This window comes from Alcaligenes sp. SMD-FA (genome assembly GCF_025960365.1).
Classification (GTDB): domain Bacteria; phylum Pseudomonadota; class Gammaproteobacteria; order Burkholderiales; family Burkholderiaceae_B; genus Alcaligenes; species Alcaligenes aquatilis.
The window spans coordinates 404,367-419,264 of the sequence record NZ_CP110108.1 but is presented as its reverse complement, the minus strand read 5'-3'; the positions used below and the strand labels follow the sequence as shown (position 1 = coordinate 419,264).

Annotated in this window: 16 protein-coding genes; 7 read left to right on the top strand and 9 right to left on the bottom strand. The window is 53.8% G+C overall.

The window, feature by feature from the left end; translation table 11 throughout:
* Positions 1–57: 57 nt before the first annotated feature.
* Positions 58–315 carry a copper-binding protein gene (locus OKX01_RS01860; protein ID WP_234354420.1) on the bottom strand — a complete coding sequence of 86 codons (258 nt, stop codon included), beginning with the start codon at positions 313–315 and terminating at the stop codon, positions 58–60.
* 159 nt (positions 316–474) lie between these two features.
* On the opposite strand from OKX01_RS01860, the gene OKX01_RS01855 reads away from it, so the two are divergent.
* A complete protein-coding gene (locus OKX01_RS01855; protein ID WP_108728215.1) occupies positions 475–999 on the top strand; it encodes a GNAT family N-acetyltransferase in 525 nt (174 codons plus the stop codon).
* A gap of 8 nt (positions 1,000–1,007) precedes the next feature.
* On the top strand, positions 1,008–1,571 hold the full coding sequence (locus OKX01_RS01850) for a cob(I)yrinic acid a,c-diamide adenosyltransferase (RefSeq protein ID WP_108728216.1): 564 nt from the start codon (positions 1,008–1,010) through the stop codon (positions 1,569–1,571).
* 66 nt (positions 1,572–1,637) lie between these two features.
* On the opposite strand, the gene OKX01_RS01845 is transcribed toward OKX01_RS01850, so the two are convergent.
* Positions 1,638–2,675, bottom strand: coding sequence for a C45 family autoproteolytic acyltransferase/hydolase (locus tag OKX01_RS01845; RefSeq protein ID WP_094195459.1), 1,038 nt, complete (start codon positions 2,673–2,675; stop codon positions 1,638–1,640).
* A gap of 5 nt (positions 2,676–2,680) precedes the next feature.
* A complete protein-coding gene (locus OKX01_RS01840; protein ID WP_094198241.1) occupies positions 2,681–3,541 on the bottom strand; it encodes a MurR/RpiR family transcriptional regulator in 861 nt (286 codons plus the stop codon).
* A 181-nt stretch (positions 3,542–3,722) separates the two neighbouring features.
* On the opposite strand from OKX01_RS01840, the gene OKX01_RS01835 reads away from it, so the two are divergent.
* Together OKX01_RS01835 and OKX01_RS01830 are read left to right on the top strand one after the other, a co-directional pair.
* Positions 3,723–5,048, top strand: coding sequence for an aspartate aminotransferase family protein (locus OKX01_RS01835; protein WP_108728217.1), 1,326 nt, complete (start codon positions 3,723–3,725; stop codon positions 5,046–5,048).
* A gap of 120 nt (positions 5,049–5,168) precedes the next feature.
* Positions 5,169–5,693 (top strand): carboxymuconolactone decarboxylase family protein, encoded by a 525-nt coding sequence (locus tag OKX01_RS01830; RefSeq protein ID WP_094195457.1) that lies wholly within the window; start codon positions 5,169–5,171, stop codon positions 5,691–5,693.
* Here OKX01_RS01830 and OKX01_RS01825 read toward each other — a convergent pair.
* Positions 5,690–6,631 (bottom strand): LysR family transcriptional regulator, encoded by a 942-nt coding sequence (locus OKX01_RS01825; protein ID WP_094195456.1) that lies wholly within the window; start codon positions 6,629–6,631, stop codon positions 5,690–5,692. The two genes, OKX01_RS01830 and OKX01_RS01825, sit on opposite strands and share 4 nt — an antisense overlap.
* An 86-nt stretch (positions 6,632–6,717) precedes the next feature.
* Between OKX01_RS01825 and OKX01_RS01820 the strand changes: the two genes are divergently transcribed.
* Positions 6,718–7,356, top strand: coding sequence for a threonine--tRNA ligase (locus tag OKX01_RS01820; RefSeq protein WP_108728218.1), 639 nt, complete (start codon positions 6,718–6,720; stop codon positions 7,354–7,356).
* A 398-nt stretch (positions 7,357–7,754) separates the two neighbouring features.
* Positions 7,755–8,411: a LysE family translocator gene (locus OKX01_RS01815; RefSeq protein WP_264672855.1), complete on the top strand. Its 657-nt coding sequence runs from the start codon at positions 7,755–7,757 to the stop codon at positions 8,409–8,411.
* A 142-nt stretch (positions 8,412–8,553) separates the two neighbouring features.
* Here OKX01_RS01815 and OKX01_RS01810 read toward each other — a convergent pair whose 3' ends face one another.
* From OKX01_RS01810 to OKX01_RS01790, 5 genes are all read right to left on the bottom strand, one after another.
* Positions 8,554–8,676 (bottom strand): putative transporter small subunit, encoded by a 123-nt coding sequence (locus OKX01_RS01810; protein WP_094195454.1) that lies wholly within the window; start codon positions 8,674–8,676, stop codon positions 8,554–8,556.
* A 32-nt stretch (positions 8,677–8,708) separates the two neighbouring features.
* Positions 8,709–10,406 (bottom strand): sodium:solute symporter family protein, encoded by a 1,698-nt coding sequence (locus OKX01_RS01805; protein ID WP_264672358.1) that lies wholly within the window; start codon positions 10,404–10,406, stop codon positions 8,709–8,711.
* A gap of 511 nt (positions 10,407–10,917) precedes the next feature.
* Positions 10,918–11,730: a winged helix-turn-helix domain-containing protein gene (locus OKX01_RS01800; protein ID WP_264672357.1), complete on the bottom strand. Its 813-nt coding sequence runs from the start codon at positions 11,728–11,730 to the stop codon at positions 10,918–10,920.
* Positions 11,731–12,382: 652 nt separating this feature from the next.
* A complete protein-coding gene (locus OKX01_RS01795) occupies positions 12,383–13,162 on the bottom strand; it encodes a helix-turn-helix domain-containing protein (protein ID WP_264672356.1) in 780 nt (259 codons plus the stop codon).
* Between the two features lie 347 nt (positions 13,163–13,509).
* Positions 13,510–14,385 (bottom strand): ATP adenylyltransferase family protein, encoded by an 876-nt coding sequence (locus tag OKX01_RS01790; RefSeq protein WP_264672355.1) that lies wholly within the window; start codon positions 14,383–14,385, stop codon positions 13,510–13,512.
* Between the two features lie 116 nt (positions 14,386–14,501).
* On the opposite strand from OKX01_RS01790, the gene OKX01_RS01785 reads away from it, so the two are divergent.
* The gene (locus tag OKX01_RS01785; protein WP_094195448.1) at positions 14,502–14,879 is read left to right on the top strand and encodes a RidA family protein; all 378 of its coding nucleotides are present in this window, start codon (positions 14,502–14,504) and stop codon (positions 14,877–14,879) included.
* The last annotated feature ends 19 nt before the right edge of the window (positions 14,880–14,898 follow it).

The following is a 14,898-nucleotide window of genomic DNA, read 5'->3' as shown; positions in this document are numbered from 1 at the left end:
GCAAGAGGCAGAAAAAAACCGGGCGAACCCGGCTTCTCTCATGGCTTTACGCTGCACTTATTTGCTGATCTTGGTGACCACGTAATCACCCCCATCGCGCTTGGCAGTAAATTTCACCTTGTCACCCGGTTTGATATCGGCCAGCAAGGCAGGATCAATTTTGTACACCAATGTCATGGCGGGTAGCTCTAGGTCGCTGATCTCACCATGCTTGATGGTAATTTTGCCGGCCTCGGCGTCCAGTCGACGCACTTCACCGGACGCACTGGCTTCCTGAGCCTGGGCAACCACGACATATGCCGAGCCAGCCACCATACCCAAGGTCCCCAACGCCAAGGCCGTGCCTCGTTTCGTCCACGTCATTTTTCACTCCTGCAAATTGTGCAGAGCCAGACAATTAGCTCATAATGCCTACTTTCGGACGCCTGATGCGTCTGTTTCCGATCAAGCATAACGCTAAACCTTTGCAAAAGCATGAGTGAATTTATTAAAGGGTATGTGCTGCGTCCAGCCACCCCCGCCGATATTCCGACCATTTTGGGTCTGATGCGCGACATGGCCGCCTTTGAGAAACTGGAGCATATTTTCAAGGCCAGCGCCGAGTCGCTGCGCAACAGTTTTTTCTCCGACACCCCCAGCGCCTACTGCCTGGTGATCACGCCACAAGACCAGCCCAACACAGCAATCTCTTACATTATGTGGTTTTACAACTACTCCAGCTTTCTAGATCGCCGTGGCATCTATCTGGAGGATTTGTATATCGACCCCGCCCACCGCAAACACGGTCTGGGCGCTGCTGCCCTGCGTCATCTGGCTCAGTTGGCTGTCGCCCAGGGCTGTGGCCGCCTGGAGTGGGTGGTGCTGGACTGGAACCAGAACGCCATCGACTTCTACAAACATCAAGGCGCGCAGGTACTGGATGACTGGCGCGTGGTGCGCGTCACGGGCGAGGCCTTGCTCAACATGGCCCAAGGCACTCCTGTTCCTGCTGAGATATAAAACCCATCATGTCCACACGACTTTCCATTATCAGCACCCGCACCGGCGACGACGGCACCACGGGTCTGGGTGATGGCAGCCGCCTGCCCAAAACCGCTCCCCTGATCCACGCTCTGGGAGATGTGGATGAACTGAACAGCCATATCGGTGTCTTGCGCAGCATGACGCTACCAGAGGATGTCGATACCTTGCTGTCCGACATCCAGCACGACTTGTTCGATATGGGGGCCGAATTGTGCATTCCTGGTCATCAGGTCATAGACAGCACGCATGTGGAACGTCTGGACCAGGCGATTAGTCATTACAACGAACCTTTGGGCATACTCCAAGAGTTTATTTTGCCTGGCGGCAGCCCGGCAGCGGCGCAAGCGCATGTGCTGCGTTGTGTCGCGCGTCGAGCAGAGCGCAGTGTTGTTGCGGTGCCCGCAGAGACACTGCCGCAGGACGGTCCGCGCTTGTACCTGAATCGCCTGTCGGATTTGTTGTTTGTATTGGCGCGTACCTTGAACCGTTACGCAGACCGCTCTGATGTGCTTTGGGAGCCCAAGCGCAACGCCCAGCACAAAGGCTGATTACCCACATCACGCCTGCCATGACCGCGACAAGAACAAGGCCCTGCTTGGCAGGGCCCTATTTTTTCAAACAAGGTCAATGCGGGTTGTGTCCGCAAACCTGAACACAGGCTGATCCGTAGGATCTTCGTACACCTGCCATTTCAAGGACAAGCTGCCTACCTGGATATCCACGGTCGCCAAGGTGTTTTCCCTGTCACTGTCGTCCGGGTCACAACGCCAGATCGGGAACCTTGCATGGTGCTGATCCGCCAGGACTTTTAAAGGATCAAGCTTGGCACCGGCTTGCGCCAACAACTCATCGCCCCGCTCCTGCCGCAGCTCGGACGAACGAGTCAGACGCTGTTCAAAGCCTTGCATGGCCTCATGCACAGCATGGTTGGCATGCAAACGGTTTTGCTCAATCGTTTGCACGGACACGGCCTGGGCACTGAACTCCACGCTCAGCAAACGCGGATCACCTCGCTGGGCCAAACTCAGATGAAATGCACCAGAACGGGGGTGATCCTGCAAAATGCTCACCGCCTGATCCAGATCGGGCTGATCGAGCATGGCACGGGTCAGAACCATGCGCGGCACGCCTGGGGCCACGTGGCGCGCTCGCACGTTATTGACCGTCATGGCCAGGCCTGCCTGTGTCACCGCAAAGCTGTGGCCCGGTAAAGAGGCGGGATACAGAAAGGAGACAAAGGACATGCCACTATCGGGGATGAATTTAGCCACCCCGCAGTACCCGGCCAAGCCTGGATCGCCGTCCTCGTTATGCACCAGGCGGGGTTCCCCTTGATCAGGCATTTGCACGGTTGTGCAACCATCAGGCGCCATGGCCCATAAGTCGCCACGGCAATTCCACAAGAACACATCCTCAAATGGGAGCTCCAGGCCTAATGCCAGGCCCTGGAGCTCGGTCCATATTCGGGGAAAATAACGCTCGGTGTACTGGGCCAGCTGACTGGCTACAGCCGTTCCTTTTGATTGCATGATGCCCTGCCATGCTGTTGAGTTCAGCAAATAGGCATGCACTGCAGAGGCTCCGAAACGTCCCAAAGAATGGCCAATTTCTTTGGGACCACCACTTAACTCCAGATAGGACAACTTAGCCATTGCGTCTATTTCCAGTAGGCACCGGACTGGTGCAATTGATTTTCAAGCAACTCGATACCGCTTACCGCACGACTGCCTGCCTTGGCCAGAACCTGCTCCAGCAACACCTCCACCAGCGCCTGTGCAGCAACTAACGAAGGGAAAAAAGACGGACTGTCGGTTCCAAACAATAATGTGGCATCTGCCTGCTGCGCAATAGGGGCAAGCAAGCTGTCGCAAATCGCCAGAATGTGTGCATCTGCCCGCCGAGCAGCCTGATGCACCAGTACGGCTTCTTGCGAATACGGCGCAAAACCGAACAAAACCAATACATCGCCCTTTTGCAACGCCCGCACATCCATATCCAGGGTCCCTGACTCACCACGCAGCAAGACAATGGAGGGTCGAAACAAACGGTACTGATAATGAAAAGAAAAGGCAGGCGCAAAAGAGGCTCGAAACCCGGCCACAAAAACCCGCTTTGCCTTGGCAAGCAGGCTGACAGCCTGCGGAAGACGGGCTTCGTTCACCTCGCGCAACAGTGCCAGATTATCCATTTGCGCTGCCAGAACCTGTGCCTGGCGATCTTCTTTGTTTCGGTTACGAACCACCGCCCGAGCCTGATCGGCATAGCGGCGGGCACCCTGGCCATGCAGGGCCTGGGTGAAGACGGCCTTGAATTCTGCCCAACCGCCAAAGCCCAAAGACTGTGCAAAACGCAGCAAAGTGGCAGGCTGTACCTGTGCCTGGGCGGCCAACTGACGCATGGACAGCAAGGGCACCTGATCAGCGTGATCAAGCACATAACGTGCGCTTTGCTGGAACTGGGGCGACATGGCGGCAAACGCCGCTTGAATACGCTCCGTCAGGTTACTCAAGGAGTTCATGGGCCAACGCGCTTTTAAAGGGGACACCAAGTATATATCGGCCGCAAATGCTGCCAAGACGCAACAGTGCGATCTTTATCCATCTGTACCGACCACCCAATGATGATTTATTTGTTGAAAGTATTATTATATATTCAACATACGTTGAAAATATTTTGGGACTACTTTCTGGATCTGCGCCATGACACATGTTTTTCATCGCAACCCCAAGCACATGCTGCCCTATGCCGTTAAAGGGGATGGCATCCGCATTGTGGACAAGGAAGGCAAATCGTATATAGACGCCAGTGGCGGGGCGGCCGTGTCCTGCCTGGGCCATAGCCACCCTGCCATCATTGCCGCCATCAAGCAGCAACTGGACCAGATTGCCTACGCCCATACCTCTTTTTTCAGCAGCCAGGCTGCCGAAGATCTGGCGGATTTTCTGACCAGCCGATCCCCTGGAGATCTGAATCACGCTTACTTTCTATCCGGCGGCTCTGAAGCAGTAGAGGCCAGCCTGAAACTGGCTCGACAATACTTTGTAGAAATTGGCCAGCCTGAGCGCCATATCTTCATCGCCCGCCGTCAGAGCTATCACGGCAATACGCTGGGTGCCTTGGCCATTGGTGGCAATGAATGGCGCCGCAAACCCTTTTTACCGCTGCTGGCGCCAGCCCAGCACGTTTCCCCTTGCTATCCCTACCGCGATCAGCGCAGCGATGAAAGCGCCGAGCAATACGCGGACCGTCTGGCTCAGGAGCTGGATGACACGATTCAAAACCTGGGCCCCCAACATGTTGCTGCCTTTGTCGGCGAGACTGTGGTGGGAGCCACCGCCGGTGCCTTAGCCCCGGTAGGCGACTACTGGAAGAAAATCCGCCAGGTCTGCGACAAGCATGGTGTGCTCCTGATTCTGGACGAAGTCATGTCCGGCATGGGGCGCACCGGCTATCTGTTTGCCTGCGAAGAGGACGGCGTGGTGCCGGACATCATGGCTATTGCCAAGGGTCTGGGTGCGGGCTATCAGCCGATTGGGGCCATGCTGGCCAGTGACCGGATTTATCAAGCCATCCTGAATGGCTCGGGCTTTTTCCAGCACGGCCACACCTATATGGGCCACGCCACGGCCTGCGCCGGTGCGCTTGCCGTGCAGCAAGCCATTGAGCAGGACCAGTTGCTGGAAAACGTCCGCCAGCGTGGCGAACAATTACGCCAGGAACTGCATCAGGCATTGGACAGCCACCCCAATGTAGGCGATATACGCGGTCGAGGACTGTTTGTTGGCGTCGAGCTGGTACAAGACAAGACCAGCAAGCAAGCCCTGGACCCAAGTCTGAAAACCCACGCCAAGATCAAACAACATGCATTTTCCCAAGGTCTGATGCTCTATCCTATGGGTGGCACGATAGATGGGGTGCATGGCGATCATATTTTGCTGGCGCCGCCCTTTATCTGTACCGAGTCCGACATTCAGGAAATCGTGAAACGTTTGACGCACACCATAGAGCACATCCTGCCCCGTTAAATCCCATCTTGCCGAGCAATGAGCGGACAGCCAGCATGGGCTGTCCTCCTCAGGAATACCCTGCTGATCGTCCTGCGGCAAACCAGCCGCAAGAAGCACCGCCATACATAAAGGAGAACCATGGCCCGCCTACCTTATGCTGACCTGAACGCCCCCGAAGCCGCCCCATTGGTAGAACAAATCATTGCAGAGCGTGGCAGTGTCTTGCACCTGTACCAGATGCTGCTGCACAGCCCGCCCATTGCAAAAGGCTGGCTGAATCACCTGACGGGCATACGTCACAACAGCAGCCTGCCGGGTGATCTACGCGAGCTGGTCATCATGCGTGTAGCCTTGTTGAATCGTGCCCCTTACGAGGCCGATCAACATGCCCCTATCGCTCTGGCTGAAGGCCTGAGCCAGGCTCAACTCGATGCCCTGCCCGACTGGCAGGATTCGGATGCGTTCACGCCCATCCAGTGTGCGGTACTGGCCTACACCGATGCCATGACCTTGAAGGTGCAAGTGGAACCCGCCGTTTTTCAGGATGTACGTCAATATTTCGATGAGCGCCTGACTGTCGAGCTGACCGCTACCATTGCTACCTACAATATGGTGTCGCGCTTTCTGGAAGCCTTGCACATCCACTCAGACGACTCGCGTTAAACCGGCACCCTAAGTACATTCGTCCTGCTGCCTCCCAAGCGCCCCGCCAGAAACTCCACAAACAAACGCAGTTTGGGAGGCAGATGGCGGGTGGGCGGATACAAAGCCCACAAGGCACCACAATATTGAGTGCGGAACTCCCAATCGTCCAGCACACGCACAATGCGCCCTTCCTGCTCGGGCTCCCTGGCCACAAAACAGGGCAAACTGCCTATCCCCAAGCCACGCTCGACCGCATCCAGACGCACACCCGTATGATTAGCCGCGTAACGCCCACTAACCGACACATTCAGCACCCGCCCTCCTTTATTGAAGCGCCAGCGTGAATCGCTGGGCGCCTCGCCCAGATAAATGCAGCTATGTTCGCGCAATTGCTGTGGATGCACGGGCAGGCTGTGCTCGGCCAGATAAGCGGGGCTGGCATACAAGCCATGTCGAATATCGGTCAGATGACGGCCCATCAAACCCGGTGGCGGCTGATCGGTGATTCGTATCGCCAGATCCAGTTGATCGTCGATCAGATCGGCGTAGCGATCATCCAGATTCATCAGGACATTCACCTTGGGATGCGCCGCCAAGAAGTCCGGCATATGAGGATGGATCAGAAAATGCCCCACTGCTTTGGGAACACTCAAGCGAATCTGCCCCTCTGGCTCGGTCTGGAACTGTCCCGAAATTTCCATCGCGGCCTGGGCGCAAGACAGCATGTCACGCGCATGCTCATAAATTGCCTGCCCACTATCACTTAAGCGCAATTTGCGTGTCGTGCGCTGCAGAACGCGCGTTCCCAGGCCTTTCTCCAAACGCGCAATGGAACGGCTGACCGCCGACGGGGTATAGCCAAGCTGGCGAGAGGCTTCGGAAAAACTGCCTGTCTCCACCACTTTGACAAAAACCACCATGTCACTCATCAGGGAAGTGAGATTACTTGTGCTCATAGGGAATAAATCATTTCAATGAATTGCAATTACCAGGACTGCTGGCAATGCCTACAATGCTTTAAAGCCAATCGACCGATAATAAAATGCAAGATAAATTATATTTGACCAGCCACAGCCTTACCTGCACAGCGGAAATCCTGGAGGGTTATCACTCCGAGAATGAACGCTACGCTGTCAGGCTGGATAAAACCTTATTTCACCCTCAAGGTGGTGGTCAGCCCTGTGACAAAGGCACGATAAATGGGAACGAGGTTCTGCACGTGGCACAAAACCACGATGGCCATGTCCTGCACTACCTGCACAAGTACCTGCCTTTGGGCCCAGTGGAACTACGTATCGACGGCAACCATAGACGGGAAAACGCTCGCTTACACACCGCAGGCCACATGATCGGTCATCTGCTGGAGCGCATTGGTTGGCAAGCGGTAAAGGCGCATCATTGGCCGGGTGAGTCGCGTGTCGTGTTTCGCAGCTCCGCAAATGCCCTGCCCCCACTTCTGGACGATTTATCGAACCACTGTGCCGAACAAATCCAACTGGCCCAAGCTATTTTCATCAGTTTCCAGGCTGGCCGACGCCAAGTTGCAATTGGCAATCTGGGTCAATACCCATGTGGCGGCACCCATGTTGAAAACACATCTGAATTGGCTGGATTGAAAATAATTCGCATCAAAAACAAAAAGGATGAACTTAGCGTTCACTATGAAATGATGACCGAATAAACAATAAAAACCAGGATAGTTGATTAGCACCGTCTATCAATGGGAAAAGACAAGAGCCTTTTAAAAACACCAAGAACATGAGGGATGTATTGAGAGGCTGAACGATTACAGATTGGACATATGCAGTCCCTGCAAATAGCGAACGTCTGGCTACCCGACGTTCCCGCTGCATTGATGCGTCCACCTCACAAAAGCTGGGCGACGCTATCCTCGGTCAAAACGCCCTCGATCACTACCCGCCCAGCAGCCCGCAAGGGCAACGTAACAATGGCCAAGCCGGAAGGGAGAGCTGCAGAGCATCTCGTCACCCCAAGCAAGGGCAACTTGCGCCTGAGCCCGTCTTGCCTTGTGGGATATCGCAGACCTGCCATGCCGCTGATTTTTTGGAGTGAATAGTGTTGCAAACCTATTGGCCAGAGTTCACTACTCTGGCGTTGATTCATTTTTTGGCCGTTATTGCCCCTGGGCCTGACTTTGCGGTCACCATCCGCCAAAGTGTGCGGCTGGGCCGCCAGGCCGGCATTGCCACCGCTATTGGCATCGGGGCGGGAATCTCCGTGCATGTGATCTACACCTTGTTGGGCGTAGGCGCTTTACTGCACTCCACCCCCTGGCTGATGAGCGTGGCCGAAATCTTGGGCGGCGCTTACCTGCTGTACATAGGCTGGGGATTTTTACGACAGGCCAACTCTCCCATGGAGGTAAGCCTAACCGAGTCCAGCAATGGCGAACCCGCTGCCGTCAGCGTGCGTCAGTCTCTGGCGCTGGGCTTTATGACCAATGCCACCAACCCCAAAGCCACCCTGTTCTTTCTGGCGGTATTTACATCAATAGTCAGTGCCAGCACCCCGCTCAGCACCCAAATGCTCTACGGCGTCTGGATGTGCCTGGTCAATGCGGGCTGGTTTATTGTCGTTAGTCTGATCTTCACCAATCCTCGCGTGCGCCAGCGTTTCTTACGCATGGGAACCTGGTTTGAACGGATAACAGGCATCTTGCTACTTGGTTTTTCACTGCGCCTGCTGGTGCATGCCGGGCAGCGTCTTTTGATCTGAGCAGACAAAAGCCGAACAGTGTCAAAGATCGCAGCTTACCTTTGCACTCTGGCCTGCATAAGCGATAAATAGCAGCAAGCATGATTGCTCTAGCGCCATAAAAAAATCGCCCCGCCTTGTGAAAAGGCGGGGCGATTTTTCATTAGACCATGGATTGGCCCGTCTTACGGGCTCTGCGCCAATCCCGGATCAGGTTGCCAACCAGCAAGACTAAAATGATGGCCGACATGACAGGCCAGATCATAAAGTAAATCGTCATCAACATAAGATTCTCCTTTGCTTTTTTCTATCGTGAGTTCAAGCGCGGGCCGAAACCGGCTCACCTTTCACTTCACGCTGTTTCTTGCCCGGTACGGGAGTCTCGTCATAGTGAAAAGACTGCACGCGCTCGGCCAGGACGGAAAAATCAAAACGTTCCTGACTACGCAAACTGATGGCTACACAAACCACAGCGCTAACGCCGTAAGCCGTCAAGGACCCCAGCAAAACAATGTACTCACGCAGAAAACCAATGAAGTTGGGAAGCAAGATAGCGGTCGCAATCACACCAATCGCAATGGCAATACGGCTGCGGAAAAACGCAAAGGTCATCAAACCAGCAACAACACCACCGCCAATCGATGCAGTCACTTCGTAGAACAAGGCCACCACACCCTCGATAGGGATCAGCTCAAAGCGGACGATCGTAAACAGCACAACAGCGCACAACACCGACCAAGTAAACGCTTTGTTGGTAACACGATCCCAGTAAAAACTGACAATGACCGGGAACACAATCGCGCCCCACAAAGCACCGACAAACACTAGCATCACCAAAATATCCAGACGCAAACTGGCGAAGATCACCCCCACCATCGTGGCAACGACCATCGTGACACGGCCCCACCACAGCATACGAGCGGGTTGTGGGCGGCCACGAGCAATGTTCTTGGCGTAAATATCCGTCATCACGATCGCTGACAAGGCGGCCAGGTCCGAGTCCGCAGTGGAAGACAAGGAACCCACCACCAGCACGAAAAACAAGGCAATGCCAACGGGTGGCAGATACGTAGACGCCATCTGCGGGATGATGTTGTTCATATTGCCATCCACAGGCTGCAAGCCGGTGAACAAAGCCAGCAGACCCAACATACCCAAACCAATGACAACGGCACCGTAACCAATCGTGGCCGTCAGGAAAGTGGGCTTGATCAGATCCTCTCGCACTGCAAACAGGCGTTGGGCAATCGTCTGGTTACCAATCGCGTAAGCCAGTACCGCCACAAAGTACGGCGCACCTTGCTCCAAAATGGCCTTGGTCGAATAGAAGTTGGCTTGCTCGGAATCCAGACGCCACCAATTGGCCTGAATCATCTCTGTGCCACCAGCGTTAAAGAAGATCAGCGGAATAATGACGACGGCTGACAAAATCATGGCAACCAATTGAGCAAAGTCCGTCATCACCGAGGCGCGAAAACCTGACCACAAGGTGTAGGACAGCACTCCCAGACCCGCAATCAGCACACCTTGAATAAATGTCAGAGGGCTAAGGACCGAGACCAACGCACCCGCGGCGGTGAAGTTCACCATCAGGCTGATGCTACTGCCCACCACGTTGGAAATCGCCATAATCATCTGACTGGACGAGCCGTGCCGTGCGTGCAGCACCTCGGCCAGCGTATGTGCCTGCGGGGCCAGTTGGCGAAAACGTCGCCCAAAGGGGTAGATGAACAAAATCATCAAAGCACCCCATAGCCCGTAATGTAGAGGGCCTGATAGCCCATATTTAAAACCCGAGGTCGCGCTGGCATAAAAGGACGCGGCCCATATCCAGGTGGCAATCATGCTGGCCGCTGCAAGGCCAAAACCCACTGCACTGTTGGATACCATGTATCCATCCACGTTTTCTTTCTTTTGGCCAATCACGAGCGACATCAGAAATGTCGCACCATAAAAGCCAACCAGCAACAATATGGCCGTTGTGGTTGAAAGCGTAAAAAACTCCGCCTCTTGCATGTCTTTCCCTTTCTCTTCTGCGCGATGGCTGCTTGCAAAACAGCTCTCACTCGCATGCGTGCCGATTCCGCAGTAACGCGCTGGGCGGCACCGATCCCAAGATCAGAACCGAAACACCTGAACCGAACGCGCGCACACGCGCCTTCGCCCTTGACCAGAGCCAAAGCGAAAAAAAGCAAGACACAGCGCAAAGTGCCTCACATTACGGCAAGTCTGCGGGCCTTACAGCAAATAAACATGGCCAGAGACAAGCCGCTCTGTTGCAGGCCGAAGTCGTGTGAGACCGTCGGCTGGTTGTTCCGCGACCCAAGGGTCGGGCAAGGTGTTTCGGGCTAAAGCCGGGTTGTTGTGCAACAACCTGTTGAAGAACGGACCGCCATTTTTTTATGCAATTTTGTCGCACCTGAACGGCCTGTTCGAGAAGCTGATTCAATGAACCAGAGCGACCAATTATACATATTTAAAATTTTAGGGTCTATATCATGCTGTTTCAGCATCGAAAAAGGGGATTTCAGGCCTTTTCAATACACTCGTAGACCTCATCAGTACTCAAACTGGCACGTGCCAGTTCTTGGCAGGCAGCAGGCACTTTGCCTACAAAAGCGTAGCCCTCCCCTCGCACCGAGCGTATGGGCAGTTCCTCTCCGATCGCCGTTATTTTACGTTTCAAGCGACTGATCAAAACGTCCACAGAACGGGCAGTCGACTCCCGCCCTTCTTCCGGAGGAAACAAACGATCACGCTCTACGGTTTGCGGACTGACCGCAAAGAGAACCTGCACAATACGTCGCTCACCGCGCGTCAACAGGACCGAGTGACCGCGTGGCGTGAGCAAAGTCCAACCGTTCTCCATCAAGTCCCATCGTTGCAGATCCGGCTCCAACTCAGTTCTCTGAGGCAACAGCCCCGCACCGACGGGTTCTGCCAAATCAGTTCGCAAACTTTGCTGCAAGGCATAGCCGCGACGCCGCAAAGCCTGCACGCAAGCCACCACTTCCACCGGCAAAGCATCCTGGTCAAAGCAGGCATCAGCCCCGGCAAGCAACAAATGCCCTCGCTCCAGGCCAGCCATCTTGTCGCGCCGCACAACAAGGACACCTGCAGCAGGAAATTCCATGCGTAAACGATTGATATGCCAAAAAATCTTCTCTGCCTGACACACGAGAGCAAATACCATCTCCGCCCCGATTGAATGCGCTAAGGACAGGCATTGCTCTATCGTCTCTACCGTCTTTACCTTGACGCCCCACTGCTCCGACTCCAAGGCGATCTGCTGCAAACTGGCCTTGTCGTTATGTAACAGAAACATTCGTTCTACCGTCATAGTCCTTACCCTTGTGGGCCCACACTAGGCAATTGATGTTTTTACCCTTGGACTGGCCGGTAAATTCGCCACTGGCTGCCTTGACCAGGAACGCGGCTATCAAGGAATCCATGTTGGGATCAGGATTCAGAGTCACTGGAACTGTCCCGCCCATTCGCTTTAGAGTAGTCTTGCGGACCGCAGTCAAAGAAACAGTCTCGCCAGAAATCAGATGGAAAAAGGGGGTACGGTGCCGCAAAGACACGCCCTGCACCCATTCCAGCACAAGCCTGGCTGTCGCCAATGCCGCCGCAGCGGTATGTAGTACGCGTCTTGGGGTTTTCCGTAACTGCCATCAATGTTGTCGTTTTCTCGTTTCAAACCAACTTATAAATGCTGTTCATAATCTGTCCGCTTACAAAAGAAATTAGCCAAAATTTTCTCTGACCCTCTTGTATTGCACTGACATAACCGAGTTTTCGGGTGCAATACCCTCTCGCCTCGTCACGACGATAATTTGAATGTTTTCTCAAGAACCCCTTACCGAAATCTCATCCCTATTCGGTTTTTTTATTTTCTTACCATTTTTTTATAATGGCTTTTGAATTCTTACAGAACCTGTTTGAATCACTGCAAAAAAACACCTTAATAAACCGTTTATTTCATTTTTGTTTTAAATATTAGGATTTTTGTGCTGTCGGTAAACCGAGGGAGACAGGCCGCTGTATCGACGAAATGCGGTGGAAAAATTGGCCGGATTTAGATAGCCGGACTCGGCCGCCACGTTAGTGATGGCCATATCGGTTTGCCTGAGCAAATGCATGGCATAACGCATGCGGCTGGAATACACAAAATCGCGCACCGTTAAACCACCACTCTCTTTAAAGAGCTCGTTCAAGCGGCGAGCGGTCGTCCCGAACCTCTCCGCCAGACTATCGACCGTCAAATAATCCGACAGATTGTCCCGCACGTGCTGCTGTACTGCATCGACCAGACAATGCTGAGCGGATGAACTAGAAAGACCCTTCCACCCCTTGTTAGCACTGCTTTCTTCTCTACTTGCTTCCATCTCCCTCAGGCCCAGATGCAGGCGAATACGCTCGATCACTAATTGCACATGGGTTTGGTACGCAATGAAATCGCGAGCACCGCTGCGTAAAGCCATGAGCTGACTATCCGCACATAAAACCGCTGACAGGAACACCACCGGAATAGAAGCGGTTTGGGGATTGGCACGCAACATCCGCATAAAAGTGTCGCCCCGCAAACCAGGCAAGTGGTATTCACTCAACACACAATCAGGCTGCAAGGATTGGCAACGCGCCAAGCCCTGCTGTGCATCCAGCGCAAAACTAATCCGAGCAAAACTAGTGCGTAACAAAGCCAGTAAATCGGCTATGCCGGCAGGTTCTGGAGCAATAAGCAAAATATGAGCTTCAGACGAGACATGCATAAGCAATCCACCTATGGGGACAAATAAGTTTGTTTTGTTCCAATCCGACGCTAATTCTAATAATTAAAAACACTTCCAAATAATTCGCTTATTTCCCCGGCCTTTATATTTCTATTTATTTCCATAAAAACAGTTACATTATTTCGTTTCATTTCTCTAAAACCTAGTAAACTTCGCTTTTGAATGCAAAGATTCGAAAACAAAGCGCCATTACGTTCAAATATTTTTCTTTTGTTTCAAATGAGTAAATTAAGATTCAAAACAATACTCAAATACACAAACAGACAAATAAAAACCCCGCCGTAGCGGGGCTCATCAGTAAAGCAGGGCAAACCTCAAATCAACGATTATGCGTTGCTGGTATAGCCCGCCCGCGCCAGAACGCCCAACGGGCCGATCTGGCGTACCACATCAATTTGTTCGGGAGTACGCACATAAATGCAGCCAGCATAAGACAGGGCATTGACTGAAATACCGTCAACCAACTCCATGCTGCGCGGCACCACCAGCATCCATCCCTGGCCAGCCAACATATTATGTGGCGGTAACTGTCCGTCCTGCCCTGGCACCAAACCCAACTCATTGCACGCCAGGCGGTAAGAATTCAAAAGACTGTCACTCAAGGCGACCGGATCTCGACTATCGGACAAGCGCACAAAACAATGCTCAAAAGCCAAGGCGGGGTGTTGATGCGCGCTGCCTGCAGCAGCCTGGGTGGGGAGTTTGTCAAGATAGAGAGCCAGCGAACCATTGCTGTCCGCCTGCGGAATCCATTGTGTATGTTTGTGACGCTGGCTGGCACCTGCCGGGCCACCGCCGTTGTAAAAGCCCAAACCATTCTGCAAGGCCAGAAAGTCCGCCAGAATTCGGAAATCAATATCGCGTAGCGGGCTGAGCTGTTCGGAAAACACCTTGTCGGCCAGCACCAAATGCAGATCACAGACAGCAAACTTGTTCAGCACAATATTGTGTGTGCTGCTGGCATCATCCACCGTCAAAGCGGGGGCTGGCGGCAAGAAAGGATTGAAGTTGGGGTCGCGCGGTCCACCTGGAATCGAGACGCTGGCAGCATCCTTGGCCGCCAGAGTGGATACCCAACGCACAAAAAATGTCAGCCCTTGATCCCGCATCAGTTGCTCTTGAGCTTGCACGGGCAACAAATCACCACTGGCCAACGCGGCCCGACTTAGTTGGTCCAGGCGTTGCAAAATTTCCTTGCTCACGTCGTCTCGCTCCTCATTTGAAGTTGTATAGTGACGCCTTATTGTAGGCAAGAGACGCGAATAAACGCGCATGCTGCCTAACGCAAATTTTCCACCACCTCTATCAGGAGTACTCCATGTCCGGTATCCGCCGTATTGCCAGCCCACTGCCACTGCCCTTCTCGCGTGCCACCATGGCTGGCGGTTTTTTGTTCTTGTCCGGCCAGATCCCCTATGACGCCCAAGGTGAAGTGGTGCGTGGCTCCATCCAGGACCAGACCCACGCTGTTTTTGACCGCCTGATCGAAGGTCTGGCTCTGGCTGACGCCACCTTGGCTGATGTGGTCAAAGCCACTGTCTGGCTGTCCGATATGGCCTTGTTTGCCGACTTCAATAAAGTCTATGCCGAGCGCTTTGGCGACACCTTGCCTACCCGCTCGCTGGTTGAAGCCAAACTGGCCAAAAGCGTGGACGTAGAAATTGAAGTTCAAGCCTGGCTGGGCGATCGCGCCTAAGCCGCTTTCAGACCGACGG